20 protein-coding genes and 1 riboswitch are annotated in these 21,409 nt (G+C 72.0%); of the genes, 13 read left to right on the top strand and 7 right to left on the bottom strand.

What is annotated here, in order from left to right:
- The first annotated feature begins 7 nt into the window (after nucleotides 1–7).
- Nucleotides 8–280 (top strand): type B 50S ribosomal protein L31, encoded by a 273-nt coding sequence (locus ACT3SP_RS09960; protein WP_444587126.1) that lies wholly within the window; start codon nucleotides 8–10, stop codon nucleotides 278–280.
- Between the two features lie 56 nt (nucleotides 281–336).
- On the opposite strand, the gene ACT3SP_RS09955 is transcribed toward ACT3SP_RS09960, so the two are convergent.
- Entirely contained in the window at nucleotides 337–1,554 is a 1,218-nt protein-coding gene (locus ACT3SP_RS09955) for a GTP-binding protein (protein WP_444587125.1), read from the bottom strand.
- 122 nt (nucleotides 1,555–1,676) lie between these two features.
- Here ACT3SP_RS09955 and rpmG point away from each other — a divergent pair, with 122 nt between their 5' ends.
- From rpmG to ACT3SP_RS09920, 7 genes are all read left to right on the top strand, one after another.
- Nucleotides 1,677–1,844 carry a 50S ribosomal protein L33 gene (rpmG, locus tag ACT3SP_RS09950; protein ID WP_444587124.1) on the top strand — a complete coding sequence of 56 codons (168 nt, stop codon included), beginning with the start codon at nucleotides 1,677–1,679 and terminating at the stop codon, nucleotides 1,842–1,844.
- On the top strand, nucleotides 1,844–2,149 hold the full coding sequence (rpsN, locus tag ACT3SP_RS09945; protein WP_444587123.1) for a 30S ribosomal protein S14: 306 nt from the start codon (nucleotides 1,844–1,846) through the stop codon (nucleotides 2,147–2,149). The genes rpmG and rpsN overlap by 1 nt, the downstream gene beginning before the upstream one ends.
- 49 nt (nucleotides 2,150–2,198) lie before the next feature.
- The gene (locus tag ACT3SP_RS09940; RefSeq protein ID WP_444587122.1) at nucleotides 2,199–2,480 is read left to right on the top strand and encodes a type B 50S ribosomal protein L31; all 282 of its coding nucleotides are present in this window, start codon (nucleotides 2,199–2,201) and stop codon (nucleotides 2,478–2,480) included.
- A 559-nt stretch (nucleotides 2,481–3,039) separates the two neighbouring features.
- Nucleotides 3,040–3,273, top strand: coding sequence for a hypothetical protein (locus ACT3SP_RS09935; protein ID WP_444587121.1), 234 nt, complete (start codon nucleotides 3,040–3,042; stop codon nucleotides 3,271–3,273).
- 196 nt (nucleotides 3,274–3,469) lie between these two features.
- The gene (locus tag ACT3SP_RS09930) at nucleotides 3,470–5,080 is read left to right on the top strand and encodes an FAD-dependent monooxygenase (protein ID WP_444587120.1); all 1,611 of its coding nucleotides are present in this window, start codon (nucleotides 3,470–3,472) and stop codon (nucleotides 5,078–5,080) included.
- Nucleotides 5,064–6,680 carry an N-acyl-D-amino-acid deacylase family protein gene (locus tag ACT3SP_RS09925; RefSeq protein WP_444587119.1) on the top strand — a complete coding sequence of 539 codons (1,617 nt, stop codon included), beginning with the start codon at nucleotides 5,064–5,066 and terminating at the stop codon, nucleotides 6,678–6,680. The genes ACT3SP_RS09930 and ACT3SP_RS09925 overlap by 17 nt, the downstream gene beginning before the upstream one ends.
- Before the next feature lie 43 nt (nucleotides 6,681–6,723).
- On the top strand, nucleotides 6,724–7,104 hold the full coding sequence (locus tag ACT3SP_RS09920; RefSeq protein WP_444587118.1) for a RidA family protein: 381 nt from the start codon (nucleotides 6,724–6,726) through the stop codon (nucleotides 7,102–7,104).
- 93 nt (nucleotides 7,105–7,197) lie between these two features.
- Here ACT3SP_RS09920 and ACT3SP_RS09915 read toward each other — a convergent pair whose 3' ends face one another.
- Together ACT3SP_RS09915 and ACT3SP_RS09910 are read right to left on the bottom strand one after the other, a co-directional pair.
- Entirely contained in the window at nucleotides 7,198–8,433 is a 1,236-nt protein-coding gene (locus ACT3SP_RS09915; protein ID WP_444587117.1) for a hypothetical protein, read from the bottom strand.
- Nucleotides 8,434–8,526: 93 nt separating this feature from the next.
- Nucleotides 8,527–9,480, bottom strand: a complete 954-nt coding sequence (locus ACT3SP_RS09910; RefSeq protein WP_444587116.1) for a cupin domain-containing protein — start codon at nucleotides 9,478–9,480, stop codon at nucleotides 8,527–8,529.
- A 136-nt stretch (nucleotides 9,481–9,616) separates the two neighbouring features.
- Between ACT3SP_RS09910 and ACT3SP_RS09905 the strand changes: the two genes are divergently transcribed.
- Together ACT3SP_RS09905 and thiC are read left to right on the top strand one after the other, a co-directional pair.
- Complete coding sequence (locus ACT3SP_RS09905) at nucleotides 9,617–10,444, top strand: NAD(P)H-dependent oxidoreductase (RefSeq protein ID WP_444587115.1); 828 nt, start codon at nucleotides 9,617–9,619, stop codon at nucleotides 10,442–10,444.
- Nucleotides 10,445–10,559: 115 nt separating this feature from the next.
- A riboswitch (TPP riboswitch) is annotated at nucleotides 10,560–10,670 on the top strand.
- Entirely contained in the window at nucleotides 10,670–12,520 is a 1,851-nt protein-coding gene (gene thiC / locus ACT3SP_RS09900; protein ID WP_444587114.1) for a phosphomethylpyrimidine synthase ThiC, read from the top strand. Its footprint overlaps the riboswitch before it by 1 nt.
- Here the strand turns inward: thiC and ACT3SP_RS09895 are convergent.
- Nucleotides 12,509–13,084 (bottom strand): YdeI/OmpD-associated family protein, encoded by a 576-nt coding sequence (locus tag ACT3SP_RS09895; protein ID WP_444587113.1) that lies wholly within the window; start codon nucleotides 13,082–13,084, stop codon nucleotides 12,509–12,511. The genes thiC and ACT3SP_RS09895 overlap by 12 nt on opposite strands.
- A 59-nt stretch (nucleotides 13,085–13,143) precedes the next feature.
- Nucleotides 13,144–14,337 carry a Gfo/Idh/MocA family protein gene (locus ACT3SP_RS09890; protein ID WP_444587112.1) on the bottom strand — a complete coding sequence of 398 codons (1,194 nt, stop codon included), beginning with the start codon at nucleotides 14,335–14,337 and terminating at the stop codon, nucleotides 13,144–13,146.
- Between the two features lie 386 nt (nucleotides 14,338–14,723).
- Between ACT3SP_RS09890 and ACT3SP_RS09885 the strand changes: the two genes are divergently transcribed.
- The 3 genes from ACT3SP_RS09885 to ACT3SP_RS09875 all read left to right on the top strand — a co-directional run bounded on the left by ACT3SP_RS09885 (nucleotide 14,724) and on the right by ACT3SP_RS09875 (nucleotide 18,283).
- Complete coding sequence (locus ACT3SP_RS09885) at nucleotides 14,724–15,602, top strand: ABC transporter permease (RefSeq protein WP_444587145.1); 879 nt, start codon at nucleotides 14,724–14,726, stop codon at nucleotides 15,600–15,602.
- A 119-nt stretch (nucleotides 15,603–15,721) separates the two neighbouring features.
- A complete protein-coding gene (locus ACT3SP_RS09880) occupies nucleotides 15,722–16,582 on the top strand; it encodes a carbohydrate ABC transporter permease (RefSeq protein ID WP_444587144.1) in 861 nt (286 codons plus the stop codon).
- Nucleotides 16,583–16,636: 54 nt separating this feature from the next.
- Nucleotides 16,637–18,283 (top strand): sugar ABC transporter substrate-binding protein, encoded by a 1,647-nt coding sequence (locus tag ACT3SP_RS09875; protein WP_444587111.1) that lies wholly within the window; start codon nucleotides 16,637–16,639, stop codon nucleotides 18,281–18,283.
- A gap of 150 nt (nucleotides 18,284–18,433) precedes the next feature.
- Here ACT3SP_RS09875 and ACT3SP_RS09870 read toward each other — a convergent pair whose 3' ends face one another.
- Together ACT3SP_RS09870 and ACT3SP_RS09865 are read right to left on the bottom strand one after the other, a co-directional pair.
- Complete coding sequence (locus ACT3SP_RS09870; RefSeq protein ID WP_444587110.1) at nucleotides 18,434–19,933, bottom strand: arylsulfatase; 1,500 nt, start codon at nucleotides 19,931–19,933, stop codon at nucleotides 18,434–18,436.
- A 9-nt stretch (nucleotides 19,934–19,942) separates the two neighbouring features.
- Nucleotides 19,943–21,403: a sulfatase family protein gene (locus tag ACT3SP_RS09865; RefSeq protein WP_444587109.1), complete on the bottom strand. Its 1,461-nt coding sequence runs from the start codon at nucleotides 21,401–21,403 to the stop codon at nucleotides 19,943–19,945.
- Nucleotides 21,404–21,409 lie beyond the last annotated feature (6 nt).

The following is a 21,409-nucleotide window of genomic DNA, read 5'->3' as shown; positions in this document are numbered from 1 at the left end:
AGCATCCATGCAGAAGAACATCCACCCCGAGTACCACCCCGTCGTCTTCCGCGACGCGAGCGCCGGGAGCGCCTTCCTGACCAACTCCACCCGCACGTCGGATCGCACCGTGATCTGGGAGGACGGGACGGAGTACCCCGTGATCGACGTCGAGGTCTCCTCCGCCTCCCATCCGTACTGGACGGGCGGGTCGAAGGCCGTCGACACCGCTGGACGGATCGAGCGGTTCCGCCGACGCTACGGCCGGAACACCCTCCCGGCCCGGACCGCGACGGCCTGAGCCCTTCGGGGCGGAGCAGGCCCTGCGCGGCTCGGCTCTCCTCAGCTCAGCTCAGCTCAGGCGGCGTGGCGCCGACCGGCGTCCCGCCGCCCGAGCCAGGGGGCGAGCAGATCCTCCGTGCCGAGCCAGGGCGCCAGCCCCTGGGCCCACTCCTCGGGGGTGAGCAGGCTGCGGGCGAAGGCGTCCCGCACCCGGACCGCGTCGGCCGCCTCGACCCCCGTCACCACCATCCGGGTGGACGGGAGGTCGGCTCCCGTCTCGAGCACGGCACCGATCGAGACCTGGCCGCCGGCACCGTCCCACTGGCAGATCGAGCGCGGGCGGTCCGGCACCCAGAACCGGCCGCGCCCCCGCAGGCGCCCCGCCCCGAGGTCCTCCACGTTCTCGAGGAACCGCCGCGGGTGGAAGGGCCGGTCGGAGTGCATGTCCACGGTCCAGGTGCCGTGCTCCGTGGGCCCTCCGTAGGACTCGATCCGGCGCGGGTCGCGCCGGCGCAGACCGCCGACATGGTCGAGGTCGAGGCCCAGCACGGCGGCGGCCTCGAGGTCGTGGACCGAGGTGGCGAGCCACTGGTCCGGGGCGCGCAGGTGCTCGACCAGCTCGAGGCCGGCGGCTCCCTCGACCTCTGCGCCGTCGCCCGCACCGGCGAGCGCGCCACCGCCGTCCACGACGATCAGCCCCGAGTACTCGATCTGCGCCGCGAGGGCCTCCCCCACGCTGCGTCGGTCGTCCACGGCCCACTGCAGCCCACGCTCGGCGAGAGTGTCCGCACCGAGCAGGTCATGGCGCGCCCGCACCCCGGAGAGCACCGCGACCGACCCTGCGAGCCGCCAGCGGTCCTCCTGATGCACCAGGGTGCCGGCCACGGCCTGGGGGTCCGCGCTGATCGGAGGGACCAGCAGGATCGCGCCGATGCGCGGATCGCGCGAGAGACGGTCGAGCGTCGGGACGGCGTCCTCGCGCATGGCGCAGGAGACGCAGGGGTGCTCGAGCTCGACCTCCTCGTCCTCCCGCACTCCGGCGAGGTCGACGACCAGTCGCCGCAGGACCCCGGAGTCGACGTCCACGGCGTAGCGCAGCTCGACGGCGCCGGGCACGTCGAGCAGGAGGCTCGCGGTCAGAGAGTCCCTCAGCACCGGGTCGATCGCCGTGACCGTCGCGACCGGCACCGACCCCCCGCCGTCGTCGCCGGGCCGCTCGACCTGCCCGGACCGCCCAGCCCACTCGGACTGCTCGGACTGCTCGAACCGCTCGGCCCCGTTCGGATCGGTCATGTCGCGCCCCACTCCCTGCCTTGACGATAATGATTCTCAGTAACTAGTATCGCCGCCCGTATCGCAGCACTGTCAAGTCGCCGGCCCAGCCGCGCGGCCCGGACCCCCGAAGGAGCCACCCCATGGCGACGAGGAACGAACTGCGCGGCATCGTGAAGCTGCGCTCCACCGCCGGCACCGGTTACACCTACATGACCACCAAGAACCGCAGGAACTCCCCGGACCGCCTGGTGATGCGCAAGTTCGATCCGCGCCTCCGCGAGGTCGTCGAGTTCCGGGAGGAGCGCTGATGGCGAAGACCTCGAAGATCGCCGCCGACGCCCGCCGGCGTCGCACGGTCGCCCGGTACGCGCAGCAGCGCCTCGCGCTCAAGGCCGTCGTCAAGGACCCGGGCTCCACGATGGCCGAGCGCCTCCAGGCCCAGCGATCCCTGCAGCGCCTTCCGCGCGATGCGAGTCCGACGCGCCTGCGCAATCGTGACGCGATCGACGGCCGCCCGCGCGGCCACCTGCGTCGGTTCGGACTCTCCCGCGTGAGGTTCCGGGCCGCCGCGCACCGCGGGGAGCTGCCGGGCGTCACCACGTCCAGCTGGTGATCGCCGCGCACCCGCCCCGCCCTGTCGAACCCGTCGCCGAGAGGACACCATGAAGAGCACCATCCATCCGCAGTACCGACCCGTCGTCTACCGCGACGCGAGCGCCGGGTTCTCGTTCCTCACCCGCTCCACCCGCACCTCCGACAAGACGGTGACCTGGGAGGACGGCGTCGAGTACCCCGTGATCGACATCGAGGTCTCCTCCGCCTCCCACCCCTTCTACACCGGTCGGGCCACCGTGCTCGACACCGCCGGGCGCGTCGAGAGGTTCCGCCGCCGCTACGCGGCCGCGAGCACCGACGCCCCGGATCCCGGGACGCCGACTCGGTGACCGGTGCCGGGCGCGGTGCCCCCCGATCACCGCGCCCGGCACGCACAGCGCGCTCCGGGGCGGGCGGATCCGCGCCCCGGGAGGACCTCCCCCGTCCCCGTCGGACCGACCGACGACCGCTCCTCGACGGACTGCGGGAATAAACCCTTGGCCGGGGCGTTGTTCCCTGGTAGCGTCCACTGTGGTCGTGGGCGGTCGACACCCGCGACCCGGACCGGCGACCTCGTCGCCACCGGCGGAGAGACCCGCCACCCGAGCGCCATCCCGCTCGGTCCGACCGCCGCGGGACCCGCGGCTCACGCCCTGCCATGACGGCAGAGAGGCGGGAGCCCGACCCGCACGGCCTGCGCCCTCGTGCCGCCTCCATCCCGCCCACCAGGCGGCCTCCCGTGGAGCAGCCCGACCGGTGCGCGCCACCGGCCTCCCGCCCCAGCGGGATCGGCCGAGCGACCGTCCGCCCCAGCGGACAGGGCGCACCCCTGCGCGACTCGCGCATCCCGGCGACCCGCCGGATCACGACATCCGTCGGCCCTCGCGCCGACCTCGAAGGAGCAGCACCATGCAGTACAACGACCATCGACAGCACAGTCCGCAGTCCCACCTCGTCGTCTTCCGCGACCAGAGCGCGGGGCTGCGCTACCTCACCCGCTCCCACCGCACCTCGGAGCACACCACCACCTGGGAGGACGGGAACATCTATCCCGTCGTCGAGGTGGATCTGTCCTCCGCGGCGCACCTGGAGAGCGAGCGCGAGGGCGACCGCCGGCGCGAGCTGGTCGGCGCCCCCGCCTGATCCTCACCGCCTGATCAGCACTGTCTGATCCGGGCGGTGCCGAGGGGCGGCCCGGGATCGTTGACCATCGCGTCATCGGTCTCCGGCCGCCCCTCTCGCACGCGCCCGGGGAACGACCCCGGGGCAGCGGACTCCCGCGGAGCCGAGGACTACCGTGGAAACAGAGCCGCCCAGCCCCTCGAGACGAGGTCCCGTCATGACCGCCTGCCCGTCCGCACACGCTCCGGGAGCCCGCGCGCCCGGTACCGGGACGCCCGCTCCCGAGGCGCCAGATCCCGACGGGCTCGAGACCGAGGTGCTCGTGGTGGGCGCCGGGCCGACGGGGCTGATGGCAGGGCTGGTCCTGCACCGTCGGGGCGTCCCGGCGCTGGTGATCGACGGGAAGTCGGGCCCCACCCGGGAGTCACGGGCGCTCGTCGTCCAGGCCCGCAGCATGGAGATCTACGATCAGCTGGGCCTGGCCGAGCAGGTCCTGGCCCGCTCCCACCGCGCCGAGAGCATCCAGATCCTGGCCGGGGCGCCGTCGGCCCGCGCGGACTTCGCGGCCGCCCAGACCGGGTGGACGCCGTTCCCCGGGGCCCCGATCTTCGAGCAGTCCCGCAACGAGGAGCTGCTCGCCTCGACACTCGCCGCCGAGGGCGTCCCCGTGCGCTGGGGTCATCGCTTCATCGCCCTGCTGAGCGATGCCGCCGGGACCGACGGGGCCGGCGCCGCCGCTCCTGTCGACGTACTGGTCGAAGGGCCCCAGGGGCCGCTGCGGATCCGTGCACGATGGGTGATCGGAGCCGACGGCGCGAGCTCCCCGGTGCGCCATGCGCTGGACCTGCCCTTCGAGGGCGTCACCGATGCGGCGACCTTCTGCGTCGCGGATCTGCACGGTGTCGAGGGGATCCCCGAGGATTCCCTCGCGGCCCGCTTCGGCAGGCAGCGGTTCGCGGTGACGTTCCCGATGGGGCCGGGCGGGCACGTCCGGGTGGTGTGGCTGCACGGCACCGACGATCCGGAGCAGGACGAGGCCCTGGCGGCGCTGCGCGCGGACCTGGGGCTGGCCTACGACCGGCTCGACTGGTTCTCCTCCTACCGGGTCCATCACCGGGTGGCCGCGCGCTTCCGGCAGGGCTCCGTGCTGCTGGCCGGGGACGCCGCCCACGTGCACTCCCCCGTCGGCGGACAGGGCATGAACACCGGCCTGCAGGACGCCCACCACCTCGCGCACCTGCTCGCCGACCTCTCCACCGGCCGTCTGGGGCCGACGGCGATCGACCGCTACGAGCGCGAGCGCCGACCGGTGGCGCTCACCCTGATCTCCGCGACCGACCGCGCCTTCGGGGCGATCGCCCGCCCCGGGCGCGGCACCGCCTTCGCCCGGCGGCGTGCCCGCGACGTGCTGGCCCGCCTCGCCCCGCGCCTGCTCGCCTCCCGGGCCGGGCCGCGGCTGGGCGGACTGCTCGGCCAGTACCGGATCCGCTATCGCGCCGTGCCGGCAGGCGATCCTGTGCCTCGATGGGCCGCGGACCGCGCCGTCGGCCTGCGCCTGCCGCCCACCGCGCAGAACCGCTCCGCGCTGCGGGCGATGACCTGGCAGCTGCACTCCTACGGCGCCGAGGCCGACCGCCCCGTCGGGCTCCCCGACCGGATCGAGGGCCCGTTCGCCTTCCCCGAGGACCCGCTCGGGCGGCTGCGCACGGACCGCCTCCTGCTGGTGCGGCCCGACGGGTTCGTCGCCGCCTCCTGGCCGGTGCACGCCGGGGCGGTCGCGACGGCCGACGTGCAGGAGGTGCTCGACGCGCATGCCCTCACCCGCTGACGCGCCCGCCGGGGGCAGCCTGCTGATCCGCGGCGGCCGTCTCGTCGACGACCGTCGGATCGTCCGCGCCGACCTGCTGGTCGACAACGGGACCATCGCGGCGACCGGCGACCTCTCCCCCCGCGACCATCCGGAGGCGAGGATCCTCGAGGCCGACGGGCGCCTCGTCGCCCCCGGCCTGGTCGATGCCCACTCCCACGCCGAGGGCCTGGTCTTCGACGCCGAGGTGCAGCTCGCGCTGCTGCGCCAGGGCGTCACCACGATCATCGGCGGACAGGACGGCGTCTCCTACGCGCCCGGCGACGGTGCCTACGCCCATGCGTACTTCGCCGCCATCAACGGCCCCCACCCCCACTACCGCGGACCGCGCATCGCTGACCTGCTCGCGAGCTACGACCGGACGATCCCCCTGAACGTCGCCGTCCTGGTGCCGGCCGGCACGGTGCGCCACGAGGTGATGGGCAGCGCGGACCGCCCGGCGACCGAGGTCGAGGTCCGCGCGATGACCCGGCTCGTCACGGAAGGGCTCGCCGACGGCGCGGCCGGACTCTCCACAGGGCTGGACTACACCCCCGGGCTGTTCGCCGGGGCCGAGGAGATCGCCGCGCTGTGCCGCCCGCTCGCGCCGGCGGGCCTGCCGTACGTGACCCACATGCGCGGCGGCTACGAGGAGAACTCGCAGGCCGGCATCGAGGAGGTCGCCCGGATCGGACTCGCCGCAGGGGTCGGGGTGCACATCTCGCACTTCCACACCCGCGCCGCCGAGGCCGCGCGGCTGATGGACCAGCTCGCCCGGCAGGGGGTCGACGCGACCTTCGACGCCTACCCGTACACGCGGGGCTGCTCGCTGCTGGGCATGTCCCTGCTGCCCCCGGCCCTGAACGCCCTGGCCGGCGAGGAGGCGGCCGCGCTGCTGCGCGAGCCCGAGGAGCGCCGACGGCTGCGACGGGAGTGGTTCCCGCGCGTGGACGAGAACGCGAGCCTGGGCCCGCAGTGGCCCGAGCTGATCACGATCGCCCACGCCACCGCCCCGGAGTTCGCGGACGCCCACGGGCTCACCCTCGCGCAGCTCGCCGCGCGCCGCGGGAGCGATGCGGTGGACGCGGCCCTGGACCTCCTGGCCGCCTCGCGACTGGAGGTGAACGTGGTGATGGCCGTGCGCGACGAGCGCCGCGTGGAGGACCTCGGGCGCCTGATCGCGCATCCGCGGCACGTCGGCGGCTCCGACGGGATCTTCGTGGGCGCCCATCCGCATCCGCGCGCCCGCGGCACCTTCGCCTCCTATCTCGGCACCTACGTGCGCGAGCACGGATTCCTCGACTGGCCCGCCGCGATCGATCACCTCTCCACCGCACCTGCCCGCCGCTTCCGCCTCGGCGCGCGCGGCCGCCTCGTCCCCGGCGCGGTCGCGGACATGGTCCTCGTCGACCCGGACACCGTCCGCGACACGGCGACCTACGCGGACCCTCACGGACTCGCCGTCGGCATCGACGACGTCGTGGTCGGTGGCAGGGCGGTGCTCGCAGATGGCAGGCTGACCGGAGAGCATCCCGGCGGCGGCCTCCGCGCCGACCCGCCGGCAGGGGACCGACCGACATGACCCCGACCGCCACGAACCCGTCTCCACCGACCCGAGGAGCAGCATGACCCCCAAGGACGCCGTCCGCACCAGCAGCGCACCGCAGCCCGCCGGCCCCTACAGCCAGGCGATCGTGAGCGGCGACCTGCTGTTCACCGCCGGTTTCGGACCGCAGGACCCGGCGACCGGCGAGGTCGCGGACTCGGTCGCGGAGCAGACCCGGCAGGTGCTGCGGAACCTCCGGGCCGTCCTCGCCGAGCGCGGGGCGAGCCTCGACGACGCGCTGAAGACCACGGTGCACCTCGCGGACCTCGCCGACTTCGCGGAGTTCAACGACGCCTACCGCGAGTTCTTCTCCGAGCCGTTCCCGGTGCGCACCACCGTCGGCTCGCAGCTGGCGAACATCCTGGTCGAGATCGACCTGGTGGCCCGCCTCCCGCGCTGAGCCCTGGGGGCGCCCTGACCGGCCCTACCCGGATCCCGGCCGAGCCCTCTCCGAGCCCCTCCGAGCCCCTCCGGGCCCGTCCGGGGGTCAGGTCTAGAAGAACGTCTCGACCGCTTCGTCCACGGCACCGGTGGCCGGGTCCAGCAGCGGGACGAGCCGCCACTTGTCGAAGGCCGTGCAGGGGTGCGAGAGCCCGAGCACCACGACCTCGCCCACGGCAGGGCCGTCCTCTCCCTCCCAGCGCAGGAAGGCGTGCTGGTCGTTCAGCGCGGTGATCTCCGCCTGCGGCAGGGGGAGCTCCTCGCCGCCCAGCGCGGCGGCCCGGGCGAGGGGGCGCGGCAGGCCTTCGTCGAAGGGCACGTCCCGCTTGCCGGCGTCGAGCAGGGCGAGCCCCGGCTCGGGCCTCGAGACCACCCGGGCGTAGGCCCGCATCGCGGGGCGCAGCGCCTGGTCCGGGGCGATCCCCCGCTCGACATCGAGCGGGGAGATGCCCTGGTAGAAGCCGGAGTCGTGGACCAGATAGGCGCCGGAGCGGAGGATCCTGCGCATGCCCTGCAGCGGCGCGAGGGCCTCGGCGACCAGGTCGGGATAGGCGCTGCCGCCCGCGGTCGCCCACGGCACGCCCTCCACCAGCGGACGCAGCTGCTCCGCGAGCTCGGCGAGGCGGGAGCAGTAGGCGCCGACGGCCTGCAGCGCGGACTCCGAGCGGTCATGGCCGAGAGCCCCCTCGTAACCGGCGGCCCCGCGCAGGACGAGGGTGCTCGAGGCGGCCGCGCGCTCGGCGACCTCGAGCGCCTGCTCGAGGGTGCGGGCACCGGTGCGACCCCCGTCGGCTCCCAGCTCGACGAGCACCCCGAGCCGCGAGTCGTCCGGGAGCACCTGCTCGAGCAGGTCGATCGTGGCGACAGAGTCCGCCCAGAGCACGAGCTCCTGCTCGGGATGCGCCGCGAGGTGAGCGACCAGGCGGCGCAGCAGGGCCGGGTCGGTGCAGGCGTTGGCGAGCTGCACGGTGGGGATGTCGGCACGCAGGGCGACATCGGCCTGCCAGCCGGTCGCGACGGTGATCCCGGTGCATCCGGCCGCGAGCTGGCGGCGCCACAGCACCGGCGCCATGGTGGTCTTCCCGTGCGGCATCAGCTCGAGGCCGCGCTCCTGCGTCCACGCCTCCATCACCTGCAGGTTGTGGTCGATCGCCGCGTCGTCGAGCACGAGCAGCGGGGTGGAGAGGTCCCGCAGCCCCAGCCCCAGATCGGTGACCGGGCGTCCGATCGCGGAGGCGGGGAAGGACTTGTCGGTGGCCTGGACGGTGCGCGGAGCGGGAGGGGACATCGGGACCTCACGGGGCGTGACGACGGTGTGCGGGACTGCGGTCGACTCTACGCAGGAGCACGGCCGACGGCGAGGACGCGGCGGAGACGCGGCTCATCGGCGCGCACGGGTGGTCTCCCGATAGCGGCTGGGCCGCATCCCGTACTCCCGGGTGAACGCGGCGCTGAGCGCGAAGGAGCTCGAGTAGCCCACCTGCCGGGCGATCGAGTCGAGGGTGTCGTCACTCAGCTCGAGACGATCCGCCGCCTGGCACAGTCGCCATCCGGAGAGATAGGAGATCGGCGGCTCGCCCATCACCTCCGCGAAGCGGCGGGCGAAGGCGGCCCGGGAGACCCCGGCCCGGCGGGCCAGGGAGGCGACGGTCCACTCCTGTGCGGGATCGGCGTGCAGGGCACCCAGCGCAGGGCCGACGACCGGATCACCGGCGGCGCCGTACCAGGCGGGGGCGGAGACCTCCGCCAGGGCGAACCAGTCCCGCAGCGCCCCGATCAGCACGAGGTCCAGCAGCCTGTCGAGAACCGCCTGCTGACCGGGCTCGTCGTTGCCGAGCTCGCTCTCGAGGAGATCCAGGGCGGTCGACCGTTGCTCCTCGCGCGGGACGACGACGGCGTTCGGCAGGGCGCTCAGCAGCCGCTCGGCGATCCGGCCGGAGGTCGGGAGCGTCCCGGTCAGCAGCACGCTCTCCGCCGCGAGCCGCTCGCGGCGGACCCGGGCGTCCAGGCCCACGCGCTCGTTCGCGAGCACGGCGCCCTCCGCGTCGAGGCAGGAGCCCTCGGCCGTCACGACGCAGGTGGGCTCCGCCGCGCCGTCGAGGTCACTGCTCAGGAGGATCGGCCCGCGGCCGGTGAGGATCGCCAGGTCCCGTGCTCCCAGGGGCTCGGCGTCCCGTCCCTGCTGGTGGAGCCAGCCGCTCCCGCGGAGCAGGGTGGCGACGGTGATCGAGGATCCGGTCTCGACCCGGACGCTCCAGTGCTCGGTGAGCAGGCTGCGGTCGATCAGGGCGCCCGAGGAGCGGAGGTTGCCGAGCACTTCGGTGAGGATCTCCATCCCTCCAGCGTAGACGCTGGCATATGGATCTCAGCGTTCAGAGCATTCTCCGTCTCTCTCGGGGTGCGGTGGACTGGGTCATGACCGACGGAGCGACACTGCGCTCCGCACCGACCGCCCCACCTGGAGGTCCCTCGTGACCGTCGACCATCCCCCGCTCCCGGGCTCCGCCCTGTGGGTGCTCGCCCACCCGCGACAGCAGTCGCTGAGCGGCCACCTGTTCCGCGCCGGCACCCGGGCCCTGTCCCAGGGCCACGACGTGATGACCTCGGACCTGTACGCCCAGGGATTCGATCCCGTGCTCGGCGACCGCGACCTCGGAGAGCCCGCCGACCGACCGGGCAATCTGGCCGCGCTCGCCGGTGAGGCCTACACCCGGGGGCTGACCGCGACGGACGTCCGGGCCGAGCAGGAGAAGCTCGCGAAGGCCGAGCTGCTCGTGCTCCAGTTCCCCCTGTGGTGGTACGGCCCCCCGGCGATCCTCAAAGGCTGGCTCGATCGCGTGCTGACCGACAGCTTCGCCTACGACAGCGAGCTCGACCCCGAGCTCGGGATGCCGCGGCGGTACGGGGACGGCGGTCTCACCCGACGTCGGGCGCTCATCGTGGTCACCGCCGGGGACGACGAGCGCACGATCGGGCCGCGCGGGGTCAGCGGCGACCTGGATTCGCTGCTGTTCCCCCTGACCCACGGCGCCCTCTGGTACGTCGGCATCGACGTGCTGGACCTGCACGTCGTCCACGACGCCGACGGACTGGACGAAGTGGACGGCGAGCGCGAGACCCGGCGCCTGGTGGACCGATTGGCCGGGATCGACAGCGAGCCGAGCCGCCCCTATCGACGCCTGCGCGACGGGGACTACCCCGCGGAGCTGCGCGCCCTGGATCCGCGGATCGCCACCGGTCGCACGGATCTCGGCATCCATCGCCGCGACGCCGGGGTCGACCTCGGCGCCGTGGTCTGAGTGAGCCGTGGTCTGAGCGATCCGTGGTCCGAGCGATCCGTGGTCCGAGCGATCCGCCGCGTCCCGGCCAGGGGTCCTCTCCCCGTGACCGGCCGGGCATCTGCTACCGTCGTCGCCGATCCCTCGGGTGCCCGTCGCAGCGGGCTGAGATCGAACTGTCGCGGTTCGAGCACCGACCGAACCTGCCCCGGGTCATGCCGGCGAAGGAAGAAGGAGAGCGAGACGATGTCCGCACGCCCTGAGAACTACCCCACCCACAGCCTCGGCCACCTCGAGGACCCCGCCCACGGCATCCGGGTGCCCGTCACCCGGATCGCCCAGGACGATTCCCCCGCCGGTGTGCCGAACCCGCCGCTGGAGGTGTACCGCACCGCCGGGCCCGGCTGCGAGCCCGAGGTGGGCCTGGCCCCGATGCGCTCCGCATGGATCGACGGCCGAGAGGACGTCGAGACCTACAGCGGCCGCGGCCGCACCCTCGTCGACGACGGACGCAGCGCCGTGCGCCGCGGCGAGGCGAGCGCGGAGTGGCGCGGCGCGAGCCGACCCCCGCTGCGCTCCCTCCCGGGGCGCCGCGTCACCCAGATGCACTACGCCCGTCGCGGCGAGATCACCCCGGAGATGCGCTACGTGGCGCTGCGGGAGGACTGCGACGTGGAGCTGGTGCGCAGCGAGGTGGCGGCCGGCCGCGCGATCATCCCCGCGAACGTGAACCATCCCGAGGCGGAACCGATGATCATCGGCCGCGCCTTCCTGGTGAAGGTCAACGCCAACATCGGCAACTCGGCGGTGACCTCCTCGATCGCCGAGGAGGTCTCCAAGCTCGAATGGGCCACTCGCTGGGGCGCGGACACCGTCATGGACCTGTCCACCGGGGACGACATCCACACCACCCGCGAGTGGATCCTGCGCAACTCCCCGGTGCCGATCGGGACCGTCCCGATCTACCAGGCCCTCGAGAAGGTCGACGGGGATGCGAACGCGCTGACCTGGGAGATCTTCCGCGACACGGTGATCGAGCAGTGCGAGCAGGGCGTGGACTACATGACGATCCACGCCGGGGTCCTGCTGCGCTACGTGCCGCTGACCGCGAACCGGGTCACCGGGATCGTCTCCCGCGGCGGCTCGATCCTGGCGGGCTGGTGCCTGGCCCACCACCGGGAGAACTTCCTGTACGAGCACTACGACGAGCTGTGCGAGATCTTCGCCCGCTACGACGTGTCCTTCTCGCTGGGCGACGGGCTGCGCCCGGGGTGCCTGGCGGACGCGAACGACGCCGCCCAGTTCGCCGAGCTCGACACCCTCGCGGAGCTGACCCGCCGCGCCTGGGAGCACGACGTGCAGGTGATGGTCGAGGGCCCCGGGCACGTGCCGCTGCACCTGGTGCGCGAGAACGTGGAGCGCCAGCAGGAGCTGTGCGACGGCGCGCCCTTCTACACGCTCGGCCCCCTGGTCACGGACATCGCCCCTGCCTACGACCACATCACCTCCGCGATCGGCGCCACCGAGATCGCGCGCCACGGCACCGCGATGCTCTGCTACGTCACCCCGAAGGAGCACCTGGGGCTGCCGGACCGCGACGACGTGAAGACGGGCGTGATCACCTACAAGATCGCCGCCCACGCGGCCGACGTCGCCAAGGGTCATCCGGGCGCCTCCGCCCGGGACGATGCCCTGTCGAAGGCGCGCTTCGAGTTCCGGTGGCGGGACCAGTTCGGGCTGTCCCTGGACCCGCAGCTGGCCGAGGAGTACCACGACGAGACCCTGCCGGCGGAGCCCGCGAAGACGGCGCACTTCTGCTCCATGTGCGGTCCGAAGTTCTGCTCGATGCGGATCTCGCAGGACATCCGCGACACCTACGGCGACGCCTCCGCCCAGGAGCGGATCGCCCGGGAGGGCATGGCCGCGAAATCCCGGGAGTTCCGCGAGCAGGGCGGCACGGTGTACCTGCCGACGCCGACGGTGGCGGGCGGCACCATGGGCAGCGCCGGGGGCGGCACCGCGGGCAGCGCGGAGGACAGAGCCGTCGGCGCGGCCGCCGGCTCGACGGGCGGCGCCGCGGACTCCTCAGGTCGCTGAGCGCCCCAGCTTCTCGACCAGCGCCGTGATCCGGCGCGCGCGGGTGGCCTCGTTCGGAGCGCTGAGGACCGGGTGCAGCGCGGAGTACCGCGCGGTGTCGGCGAGCCGGGCGAAGGCCACCTCCGCGGGAGGCGCCGCGGCGAGGGCGCGGACCAGGTCCTCGGGCGCCTCGGCCGTCGCCGGGCCGGGGTAGGCGCGCTCCCAGCGGCCGTCGGCCCGCGCGAGGTCCACCTCGGCGAGACCGCGCTCGCGCATCCTCCCGTCGGCGACCAGGCGGGCGACGATCTCGACGTTGCGCTGCGACCAGATCGAACGGGGCCGGCGCGGCGTGAAGCGCTGCCGGAAGGCGTGCTCGTCATGGCCGCGGCGCTGGCCGTCGATCCAGCCGCTGCACAGCGCCTCCTCGAGGGCCTCCTGATAGGTGAGCGCGGTCGGGGCGTCCTTCCCCTTCTTCGCCATCAGGAGCCACACCCCGTCGGAGCTGTCCTCGTGCTCCTCGAGCCAGGCGCGCCAGGCGGGCGGGTCGGGGATCACCAGGGGCGGTGGAAGCTCGGCGGCGCTCATGCTCGCCAGTCTGCCCGGAGGTGCGGACAGGGGCTGTCCGCGGAGGTCGTCGATGCCGGTCAGGCCCGGACCGGCTCCGTCACGATCTGGCCGTTGTCGAAGTACTCCAGCATCTCGGCCCGCAGCAGCGGGACCTGGACGGGCATGCCGCCGCTGCGGATGGACTCCGCACCGCAGACTCCGGTCGCCACGGCTTCGCGCGCCGCGACCACGGACACGTCGGTCGCACCGCCCTCCCGCGCGAAGCGCAGGAACTCCGCGACCAGTGCCGGGTCCGCACCGCCGTGCCCGCCCTCGGCCCGGGCGACCACCTCGACCGCGTCGGGCCGGCCGGGCCCGGAGCGGCGCGACTCCCAGATGTGGATCTGCGATCCGGCGCCGTCGCCCATGTTCTCGATCCGGCCGGCGTCCCCGATCACCGTGTAGTTGCGCCAGTAGTCCGGCGTGAAGTGGCACTGCTCGTAGGAGGCCAGCACGCCGTTGTCGAGCGTCATGTTCAGCATCGAGATGTCCTCGACGTCGACGACGGGGTTGAGCTCCTTCTGCGCCGTGGGCGGCCAGATGTCCGCGTCGTACCAGTCGCCCATGCGGCGGTCGGAGTTGTCCCGGCGATCCGTGACGTCCCCGTACACCGCGAGGTCCCCGATGCCGGAGACCCGGCGCGTGTACCCGCCGGCGAGCCAGTGGATGACGTCGATGTCGTGCGCGCCCTTCTGCAGCAGCAGGCTGGTCGACTTCGAGCGGTCCGCGTGCCAGTCCTTGAAGTAGAAGTCCCCGCCCGTGCCCACGAAGTGACGGCACCAGACGGCCCGCACCCGGCCGATGCGGCCGGAGTCCACGATCGCCTTCATCTGGCGGATCACCGGCATGTGGCGCATGTTGTGCCCGACGAACAGTCGAGTGCGCTTCTCCATCGCGAGCGCGAGCATCTCGTCGGTGTCCTCGATGCGGATCGCCATCGGCTTCTCGCAGAACGTGGGGATGCCGGCGCCGAGCGTCCTCAGCGCCACCTCGGCATGCGCGAAGTCGGGCGTCAGCACCATCACCGCGTCGACCTCGTGCTCGGCCAGCAGCTCGTCGACCGAGTCGACCGTGGCGACGTCCTCCCCGATCCGCTCGCGGGCCAGCTCCTTGCCCCGTTCGCTGGGATCGGCGACCACGGTCACCACCGATCCCTCGCCGGGCCTGTGGGCATGCACGGCCACGTTGGACCGCAGCCCGAAGCCGATGACACCGATGCGGAGGTCGTACATGAGGGAGAACCGCCTTCGAGAGGAGTGCACGACCCGTCCGCCGACAACGAGTCCTGATCGTGATCGGACGTCCACGAATCGTGAACCGTTTTACAAACTACTCGCAAGCTTTTACCATCTGGATCACCCTGTCAAGCAGAGACGCTGCCGGCGCCGACGCAGTCCCCTGACACGGGTCGACCGAGAGGACACCGCTCGTGAAGACGCGAAGCCCAGCAGAGCAGTCCGCACCGCCCGGCGGTCCGGACCCGGCTGTCGTGACCGCCGGGGAGCCGAACGCCCCGAACGGCCTGCGGGATCCGGACCGGGACGCGCTCGACGTGGACACGGCGCCCCTGCGCCGGCCGAAGAAGTCCCTCGCGGCGCGACTGCGCAAGGACTGGCAGATGCTGGTCCTGATGGTCCCCGGGGCCCTGGCCCTGCTGCTCTTCTTCTACATCCCGATCCTCGGCAACGTGATCGCGTTCCAGGACTACCAGCCCTACTACACGATCACCGAGGCGCCGTTCGTCGGCTTCGAGAAGTTCGTGGAGCTGTTCCAGGACGACCGCTTCGCCCTGGCGCTGCGCAACACCCTGGTCTACGCGGCGTTCCAGCTGGTGCTGTTCTTCCCGCTGCCGATCCTGCTGGCGCTGATCGTCGACTCGATGATGAGCCAGCGCCTGCGCAAGGCGTTCCAGTCCATCGTGTACCTGCCGCACTTCCTGTCGTGGGTGCTGGTCATCGCCCTGTTCCAGCAGATGCTGGGCGGAGCGGGCCTGATCAACCAGGCCATGGTGCGCAACGGCCTGGACCCGATCCCGTTCATGACCAACTCGGACACCTTCGCGCTGCTGATCGTCGCCGAGGTCGCCTGGAAGGACGCGGGCTGGGGGATGATCATCTTCCTCGCGGCGCTCGCCTCGATCGACCAGTCGCTGTACGAGTCCGCCGCCTCCGACGGCGCGGGGCGCTTCCGCCGCACCTGGCACATCACGCTCCCGGGCATGCGGCCCGTGATCGTGCTGCTGCTGATCCTGAACCTCGGCTCGATCCTCACCGTCGGCTTCGAGCAGTTCATCCTCCAGCGCGACGCCGTCGGCGCGGACACCGCCGAGGTGCTGGACACCTACTCGTACTACACCGGCGTGATCGGCGGTGACTGGTCGATGGGCGCTGCGGCGGGCCTGGCCAAGGGCGTCGTCGGCACCATCCTCATCGTCCTGGCCAACAAGGTCGCCCACATGCTCGGCGAGGACGGCATCTACCGCGGGAGGCCGCAGTGAGCACTTCCACCTCCACTCCGAACAGCAGCACCCCGGACCGTTCCGCCGCCCGAGCGGACCGCGGCCTCCACCACCGCGTCTGGGCCTTCGCCTTCGGCGAGTCCGTCCGCCCGGCCTGGATGGAGAAGCCCAGCACCTCGCTCGCGATCGCGAAGACCTTCGTGATCGTCGCCATCTCGCTGTCGATCGTGGTGCCGATGCTGGTCGTGATCTCGACGTCCTTCGCCTCGGGCGACCAGATCCGCGAAGCCGGCGGATACGTGCTCTTCCCCACCGATCCGACGCTCGAGGCCTACGAGACCATCTTCGCCAGCCCTCTGATCTTCCGCGCCCTCGGGGTCAGCGTGTTCGTCACCGTGGTCGGCACCCTGCTGGCCCTGTTCGTGACCATCTGCATGGCCTACGCCCTCAGCCGCCCCGTGCTGGGCGGGAAGTTCATGCTGATGGCGATCATCCTGACGCTCTTCTTCAGCCCCGGCCTGATCCCGATGTTCCTCATGATCAAGGAGCTGGGCCTGCTGAACTCGATCTGGTCGCTGATCCTGCCCGGCGTGTTCGCGGGCTTCAACTTCATCGTCATGCGGTCCTTCTTCATGGGCATCCCCTCGGAGCTGATGGAGGCGGCCCGCATCGACGGGGCGAGCGACTTCCGGATCCTGCGCACCATCGTGCTGCCGCTGTCCAAGGCCGTCATCGCGGTGATCGGCCTGTTCTACGCGGTCGGGTTCTGGAACTCCTTCTTCAACGCGATGCTCTACATCAACGACCAGTCGCTGTGGCCGATCCAGATGATCCTGCGCAGCTACGTCATCCAGGGCACCTCGCTCACCGCCGATCAGCTCGGCGTCCAGCAGGCCCCGCCGCCCCAGTCGATCAAGATGGCCGTCGTCGTGGTGGCGCTGGCCCCGATCGTCATGGTCTACCCGTTCCTCCAGAAGTACTTCTCCAAGGGCGTCATCACCGGCGCCATCAAGGGCTGATCAGCCCGCTCTCCTCCGGTGCCCCGCGGGGCACCCCCATGAAAGGAACCCCGGATGCGTTTCGAGATCCGACGACGTGACCTCTTCGCCCTCACGGGTGCCGCAGCAGTGGCCGGAACGGCGACCGCCTGCGGAGGAGGAGGAGGCGGCGGCCAGAGCGGCGGCGCCGAGGCCTCCGCCACCCTCGAGCTGCCCACCTACCAGCCCCTCGAGGGCCTCACCCCGGACCTTCCCGGCAACGAGGAGGGCCTCCACAACGTCTATCTGAAGGCGCCCGAGGAGCTGCTCACCACCACCGACGCGAAGCCGATCACCTCGGGCGAGATCACGGCCCTCTCCCAGACCTTCGCCACCCCGCCCACCCCCATGGCCAGCAACGGCATGTGGGGACGGCTGAACGAGGCGCTCGGTGGGACCCTGAACATCGACATCGCGATCGACTCCTACCCGGAGAAGTTCGCGACCATCCTCGCCTCCGGCGATCTGCCCGACCTCATGTGGGTCCCGCCGAACCAGGGCATCCCGAACATCGGCCCGATGCTCGAGTCCCAGTTCACCGATCTCACCGAGTACCTCTCCGGCGACGCGGTGCTGGAGTACCCGAACCTCGCCGCCCTCACCCCGGGCTCGTGGCGCACCGCCGTGGTCAACGGCAAGATCTGGGGCGCCCCGATCCCCTCGACCCCGTTCGGCCAGGTGTACCTGGGCAATCCGAGCGTGTGGGACGAGGTGGACGGCTTCCAGTGCAGCAGCGCCGAGGAGTTCCTCGACAAGTGCAAGGAGATCCTGGTCCCCGGCAAGCGCTGGGCGCTCGAGCCGTTCCTGCCCAACGCCTTCCACATGTTCTCCCAGTGGTTCGGCGTCCCGAACCAGTACCGGGTCAACGAGGACCGCACCCTGACCGCCAACCATCAGATGGACGAGTACCTCGAGACCCTCGAGTACGCGCAGAAGGTGTTCGCGGCCGGGGCCTTCTACCCCGATCTCAACCACGCCGAGTCCGCCCAGGACTTCGCCAACGGCTCCATCGCGGCGCTGGTCTCCGTCGGCCCCCGCGGCGCCTCCGAGTACCGCAACTACAACGCCGATCTGCTCGCGGACATCATGGTGCCGTTCTCGGCCGTCGAGGGCCGCCGCCCCGTGTACAACATGGGCTACGGCACCGTGGGCTTCACGCCCTTCAAGAAGACGGACGACGAGGCGAAGATCCGCGAGCTGCTGGACCTCGTCAACTACCTCTCCGCACCGTTCGGCACCGTCGAGTTCATGCAGAAGAACTACGGCACCGAGGGCGAGGACTACGAGGTCAAGGACGGCAACTACGTGCCGATCGGCGACGCCGATGCCGAGGTCCCGGGCCTGGCCAGCGCACTGAACATCATGTCCGCCGGCGAGGGCGTCATCTACAACACCATCCCCTCGGACTCGGAGTACATCTACGGCAAGGAGCAGGAGCTGCTCGAGCTGATGATGCGCCGGCCCACCAACGGCCTGTACTCGGACACCAACTCGGACAAGGGCACCGAGCTCGGCGAGCGCCTGAACGACGTGCGCAACGACGTGATCCAGGGCCGCAAGACCATCGACGACTTCCGGGCCGCGGTCACGGAGTGGGAGGAGAAGGGCGGCAACCAGATCCTCGAGGAGTTCGCCGCGGTGCTGCCCGACGACGTCCCGGTCACCCCCAGCAGCACCCTGTGAGGCGTTGAGCAGACCGACCGGCCGGACCGACCGCAGGGGCGCCGCACGGGATCCTCCGTGCCGCGCCCCTCGTCGTCGGCGATCCCGGCGTCGGCGATCCCGTCGGCGGCCCTCCGCCGTCCGGGCCCGATCGCGCGTCGGCGGAGCTGCTCAGAGGCGCGCGAACTCGCGCACCCAGTCCGCTTCGCTGCGCAGCTCGCGGCCCGGGACGAGGGCGTCGTCGACCACGAAGCCCTCCTCCCGGCCCCGGAGATGCTCGACGAGCAGGGCGCGGTGCCGCTCGAGCTCGGCCGCGCACTCGGCGCGCGGAGCCAGATCGGTCGTCTCCAGGGGGTCCTCGACGAGGTCGAACAGCTGCTCGTGCCCGTCCCCGGAGAACCAGACGTACTTGTGGCGCTCGGTGAGGATCCACTGCATCGAGTGCCGCCCCAGCTGATGGATCAGGTGCTCGCCCTGCAGATGGCCCCGCACCTCGGCGCGCTCGGCGACGGCGGGCCGCAGGCTCACCCCGTCGAGCCCCTCGGGCGCGGGGACCCCGGCCAGGTCCAGCAGGGTCGGCATGACGTCCCGCAGCTCGACGATCGCGTCCACGTCCCCGGCCGGGCCCCAGTCCTTCCTCAGCCGGGGAGGCAGGTGCAGCAGGAACGGGACGTGGCTCGACCCCTCATAGGCGACGGACTTGCGGTACAGGTCGTGGTCGCCCAGCATCTCGCCGTGATCGGAGACGAACAGGATCACGGTGTCCTGCTCCAGATCGTGGTCGTGCAGGCTCTCCAGCAGGCGGTTGATCTGGAAGTCGATGAACTCGATGCTCCCGTAGTAGCCGGCTCTGACGTCGTGGTGCCGCGAGTCGCTGCGATGGGCGAACTCTGCTTCATCGTCCCCGTCACGGCGGAAGCGGTCGAACCGCTCCACCCAGGACCCCACCGGGCGCTCGGGGAACTCCCGGCGCGAGTACTTGTCCCACAGCCATCCCGGCGGGTCGAACGGAGCGTGCGGGCGGTGGAAGGACATGTACAGGAAGAAGGGTCGCGACGGGTCCCGGCGATGGAGGAACTCGAAGGACCGGTCGGCCACCCACCGCGTGGGGTGCAGGCGCTCCTCGCGCTCCCAGGGACGGGCCACCATCGAATTGCAGCCCAGCCCGGTCTCCTGGTAGTCCGCCCGCGGGTCCCCGGTCTGCTCCCGCAGCCAGGCGACGTAGTCGTCGGACCGCAGGCTCGGACCCTGGTCCCGACGGCGGCTGACGTGGAGGAACCCGTCGTGCAGCAGCACGTCGTCGAAGCCGCACCGGGCACGGTCGGGCCAGACATGCATCTTGCCCACCCCGAAGGTCTGGTACCCGTTCTCCCGCAGCGTGCCCGGGAGGGTGGTCGGGTAGGCGTCCGGGAAGCTGATCCCCTCGCGGTAGCCGTACCGCCCGTGGCTCTCGGGCCCGAGGCCGGTCATCAGGGCCACACGGGCCGGGATGCAGGTCGGGGTCGAGGAGTAGGCCCGTGTGAAGCGATTGCCCCGACTCGCGAGACGATCCAGGTACGGGGTGTCGATCGCGTCGTCGCCCGCGCAGCCCATCGCGTCGAACCGCATCTGGTCCACGCAGACCAGGACGATGTTCGGCGGCGTCGCCCGGTCATGCTCCGGTGTGCTCACAGGTCCTCCTCAGGCCGCCAGCTCGGCCGCGCTGCGCCGCATCTCGGCGAGCCAGCGCTCGTGGAGCCCGGTGAGCTCGGCGACCACGTCCGGGCGCTCTGCGGCGAGGTCGACGGTCTCGTCCACGCCGGCGAGCCCTTCCGTGGACGGGCTGAGCTGCAGACCCTCTCCGATGTCGGTGTGCTCGACCTGAAGGATGCTGTGCCGCGCCCGGGACTCGGGGTCCACGTACCGCAGCTTCCACTCGGGGGTGCGCACCGCCCACTGGAAGGTGGTGTCGAAGTGGAGCACCTCGTGGACGGGGGCGTCGGCGTCCTCGAAGGAGGCCCGCAGGTCGATCCCGTCGACGGGCACGGCGCCCCCGTCCGACCGACCGCCGCCCTCCGCAGCGGCCGCCGCGAGGAACGTCGGCGCCAGATCCAAGGAGCTCACCAGCGCCTTCGACACCGATCCGGGCTCGGTCACGCCGGGCCACGAGATCAGCATCGGGGTGCGGACGCCCCCGTCGTACAGCGTGTACTTCGAGCCCTGCAGCGGGGCGTTGCGCCCGTAGTTGCAGTGCGAGCCGCCGTTGTCCGTCATGTAGACCACGATCGTGTTCTCGGCCAGCCCCTGCTGGTCGAGGTGCGCCCGGAGCCGACCGATCTCGCGGTCCATGATCTCGAGCTGGGCGAGGTAGTACGCGCGGCCGTTCTCGAGATTCGGCTCGACCGCCCCGTCGTACCAGTCGAGGTAGTCGTTGGTCTCGGCGTCGAAGTCCGGATGCGCGGGCAGCCCGCGCGCGTCCAGCTCGTGCTGCGGGAGCTGCCAGGTGAAGTTGTGGACGGCGTTGAAGGCGATCATCGCGAAGAACGGCCGCTCGTCCGGGGCGTCCACGAACCCGATCGCCCGCTCGACGAACTCCTCGGTGAGGTGGCGCTCGCAGTCCACGCGCTCCTCGCCCTCCCACATCGGGGAGACCCCGTGCCGGCGCGCGGCCTCGCCGTAGGCCTCCTCGTGGGCGCGCGAGTGGTGCAGGTAGTGCAGTCGGCCCATGGACTGCGCGGCCAGGCCGTAGAAGGAGGTCTCGAAGCCGTGGTGGGGCGGGCAGGCGCGGCTGCCCTCCTCGTCGGCCCCGTAGTGCACCTTCCCGAAGTACCCGGTGCGGTACCCGTGGGCCCCCAGGCGCTCCGGGAGGCTGGGCACCGCCTCGGGCGCCATGGCGGAGTCGGTGAACCAGTGCGCGCCCCAGCGCGCCTGGTGCGTCCCGGTGATCAGCCCGGCGCGCGAGGGGCTGCAGATCGGCGCGGTGACATAGGCGTTGTCGTAGACCCGGCCGTCGGCCGCGAGGGCGTCGAGGTGCGGGGTGGAGACGTCGCCCTGCACCCCGCGGAAGCCGAGGTCCCCGAACCCGTGGTCGTCGGAGACGATCAGGACGATGTTGGGAGGGGCGCCCTGCGCCGTCGATCGGGTCCTGGTGCTGTCGTCCATCTCGTG

It is taken from the genome of Brachybacterium sp. AOP43-C2-M15 (genome assembly GCF_052446295.1).
Classification (GTDB): Bacteria; Actinomycetota; Actinomycetes; order Actinomycetales; family Dermabacteraceae; genus Brachybacterium.
This window is presented reverse-complemented; position numbering and strand designations above follow the sequence as displayed.

Excerpts from the sequence above, each read along its gene's own strand:
- thiC (WP_444587114.1), top strand. The coding sequence starts at position 10,670 with ATGTCCGCACGCCCTGAGAACTACCCCACCCACAGCCTCGGCCACCTC.
- ACT3SP_RS09895 (WP_444587113.1), bottom strand. The coding sequence starts at position 13,084 with ATGAGCGCCGCCGAGCTTCCACCGCCCCTGGTGATCCCCGACCCGCCC.
- ACT3SP_RS09925 (WP_444587119.1), top strand. The coding sequence starts at position 5,064 with ATGCCCTCACCCGCTGACGCGCCCGCCGGGGGCAGCCTGCTGATCCGC.
- ACT3SP_RS09920 (WP_444587118.1), top strand. The coding sequence starts at position 6,724 with ATGACCCCCAAGGACGCCGTCCGCACCAGCAGCGCACCGCAGCCCGCC.
- rpmG (WP_444587124.1), top strand. The coding sequence starts at position 1,677 with ATGGCGACGAGGAACGAACTGCGCGGCATCGTGAAGCTGCGCTCCACC.
- ACT3SP_RS09935 (WP_444587121.1), top strand. The coding sequence starts at position 3,040 with ATGCAGTACAACGACCATCGACAGCACAGTCCGCAGTCCCACCTCGTC.
- rpsN (WP_444587123.1), top strand. The coding sequence starts at position 1,844 with ATGGCGAAGACCTCGAAGATCGCCGCCGACGCCCGCCGGCGTCGCACG.
- ACT3SP_RS09890 (WP_444587112.1), bottom strand. The coding sequence starts at position 14,337 with ATGTACGACCTCCGCATCGGTGTCATCGGCTTCGGGCTGCGGTCCAAC.
- ACT3SP_RS09880 (WP_444587144.1), top strand. The coding sequence starts at position 15,722 with ATGGAGAAGCCCAGCACCTCGCTCGCGATCGCGAAGACCTTCGTGATC.
- ACT3SP_RS09865 (WP_444587109.1), bottom strand. The coding sequence starts at position 21,403 with ATGGACGACAGCACCAGGACCCGATCGACGGCGCAGGGCGCCCCTCCC.
- ACT3SP_RS09910 (WP_444587116.1), bottom strand. The coding sequence starts at position 9,480 with ATGGAGATCCTCACCGAAGTGCTCGGCAACCTCCGCTCCTCGGGCGCC.
- ACT3SP_RS09875 (WP_444587111.1), top strand. The coding sequence starts at position 16,637 with ATGCGTTTCGAGATCCGACGACGTGACCTCTTCGCCCTCACGGGTGCC.
- ACT3SP_RS09930 (WP_444587120.1), top strand. The coding sequence starts at position 3,470 with ATGACCGCCTGCCCGTCCGCACACGCTCCGGGAGCCCGCGCGCCCGGT.
- ACT3SP_RS09915 (WP_444587117.1), bottom strand. The coding sequence starts at position 8,433 with ATGTCCCCTCCCGCTCCGCGCACCGTCCAGGCCACCGACAAGTCCTTC.
- ACT3SP_RS09955 (WP_444587125.1), bottom strand. The coding sequence starts at position 1,554 with ATGACCGATCCGAACGGGGCCGAGCGGTTCGAGCAGTCCGAGCAGTCC.
- ACT3SP_RS09940 (WP_444587122.1), top strand. The coding sequence starts at position 2,199 with ATGAAGAGCACCATCCATCCGCAGTACCGACCCGTCGTCTACCGCGAC.
- ACT3SP_RS09960 (WP_444587126.1), top strand. The coding sequence starts at position 8 with ATGCAGAAGAACATCCACCCCGAGTACCACCCCGTCGTCTTCCGCGAC.
- ACT3SP_RS09885 (WP_444587145.1), top strand. The coding sequence starts at position 14,724 with ATGCTGGTCCTGATGGTCCCCGGGGCCCTGGCCCTGCTGCTCTTCTTC.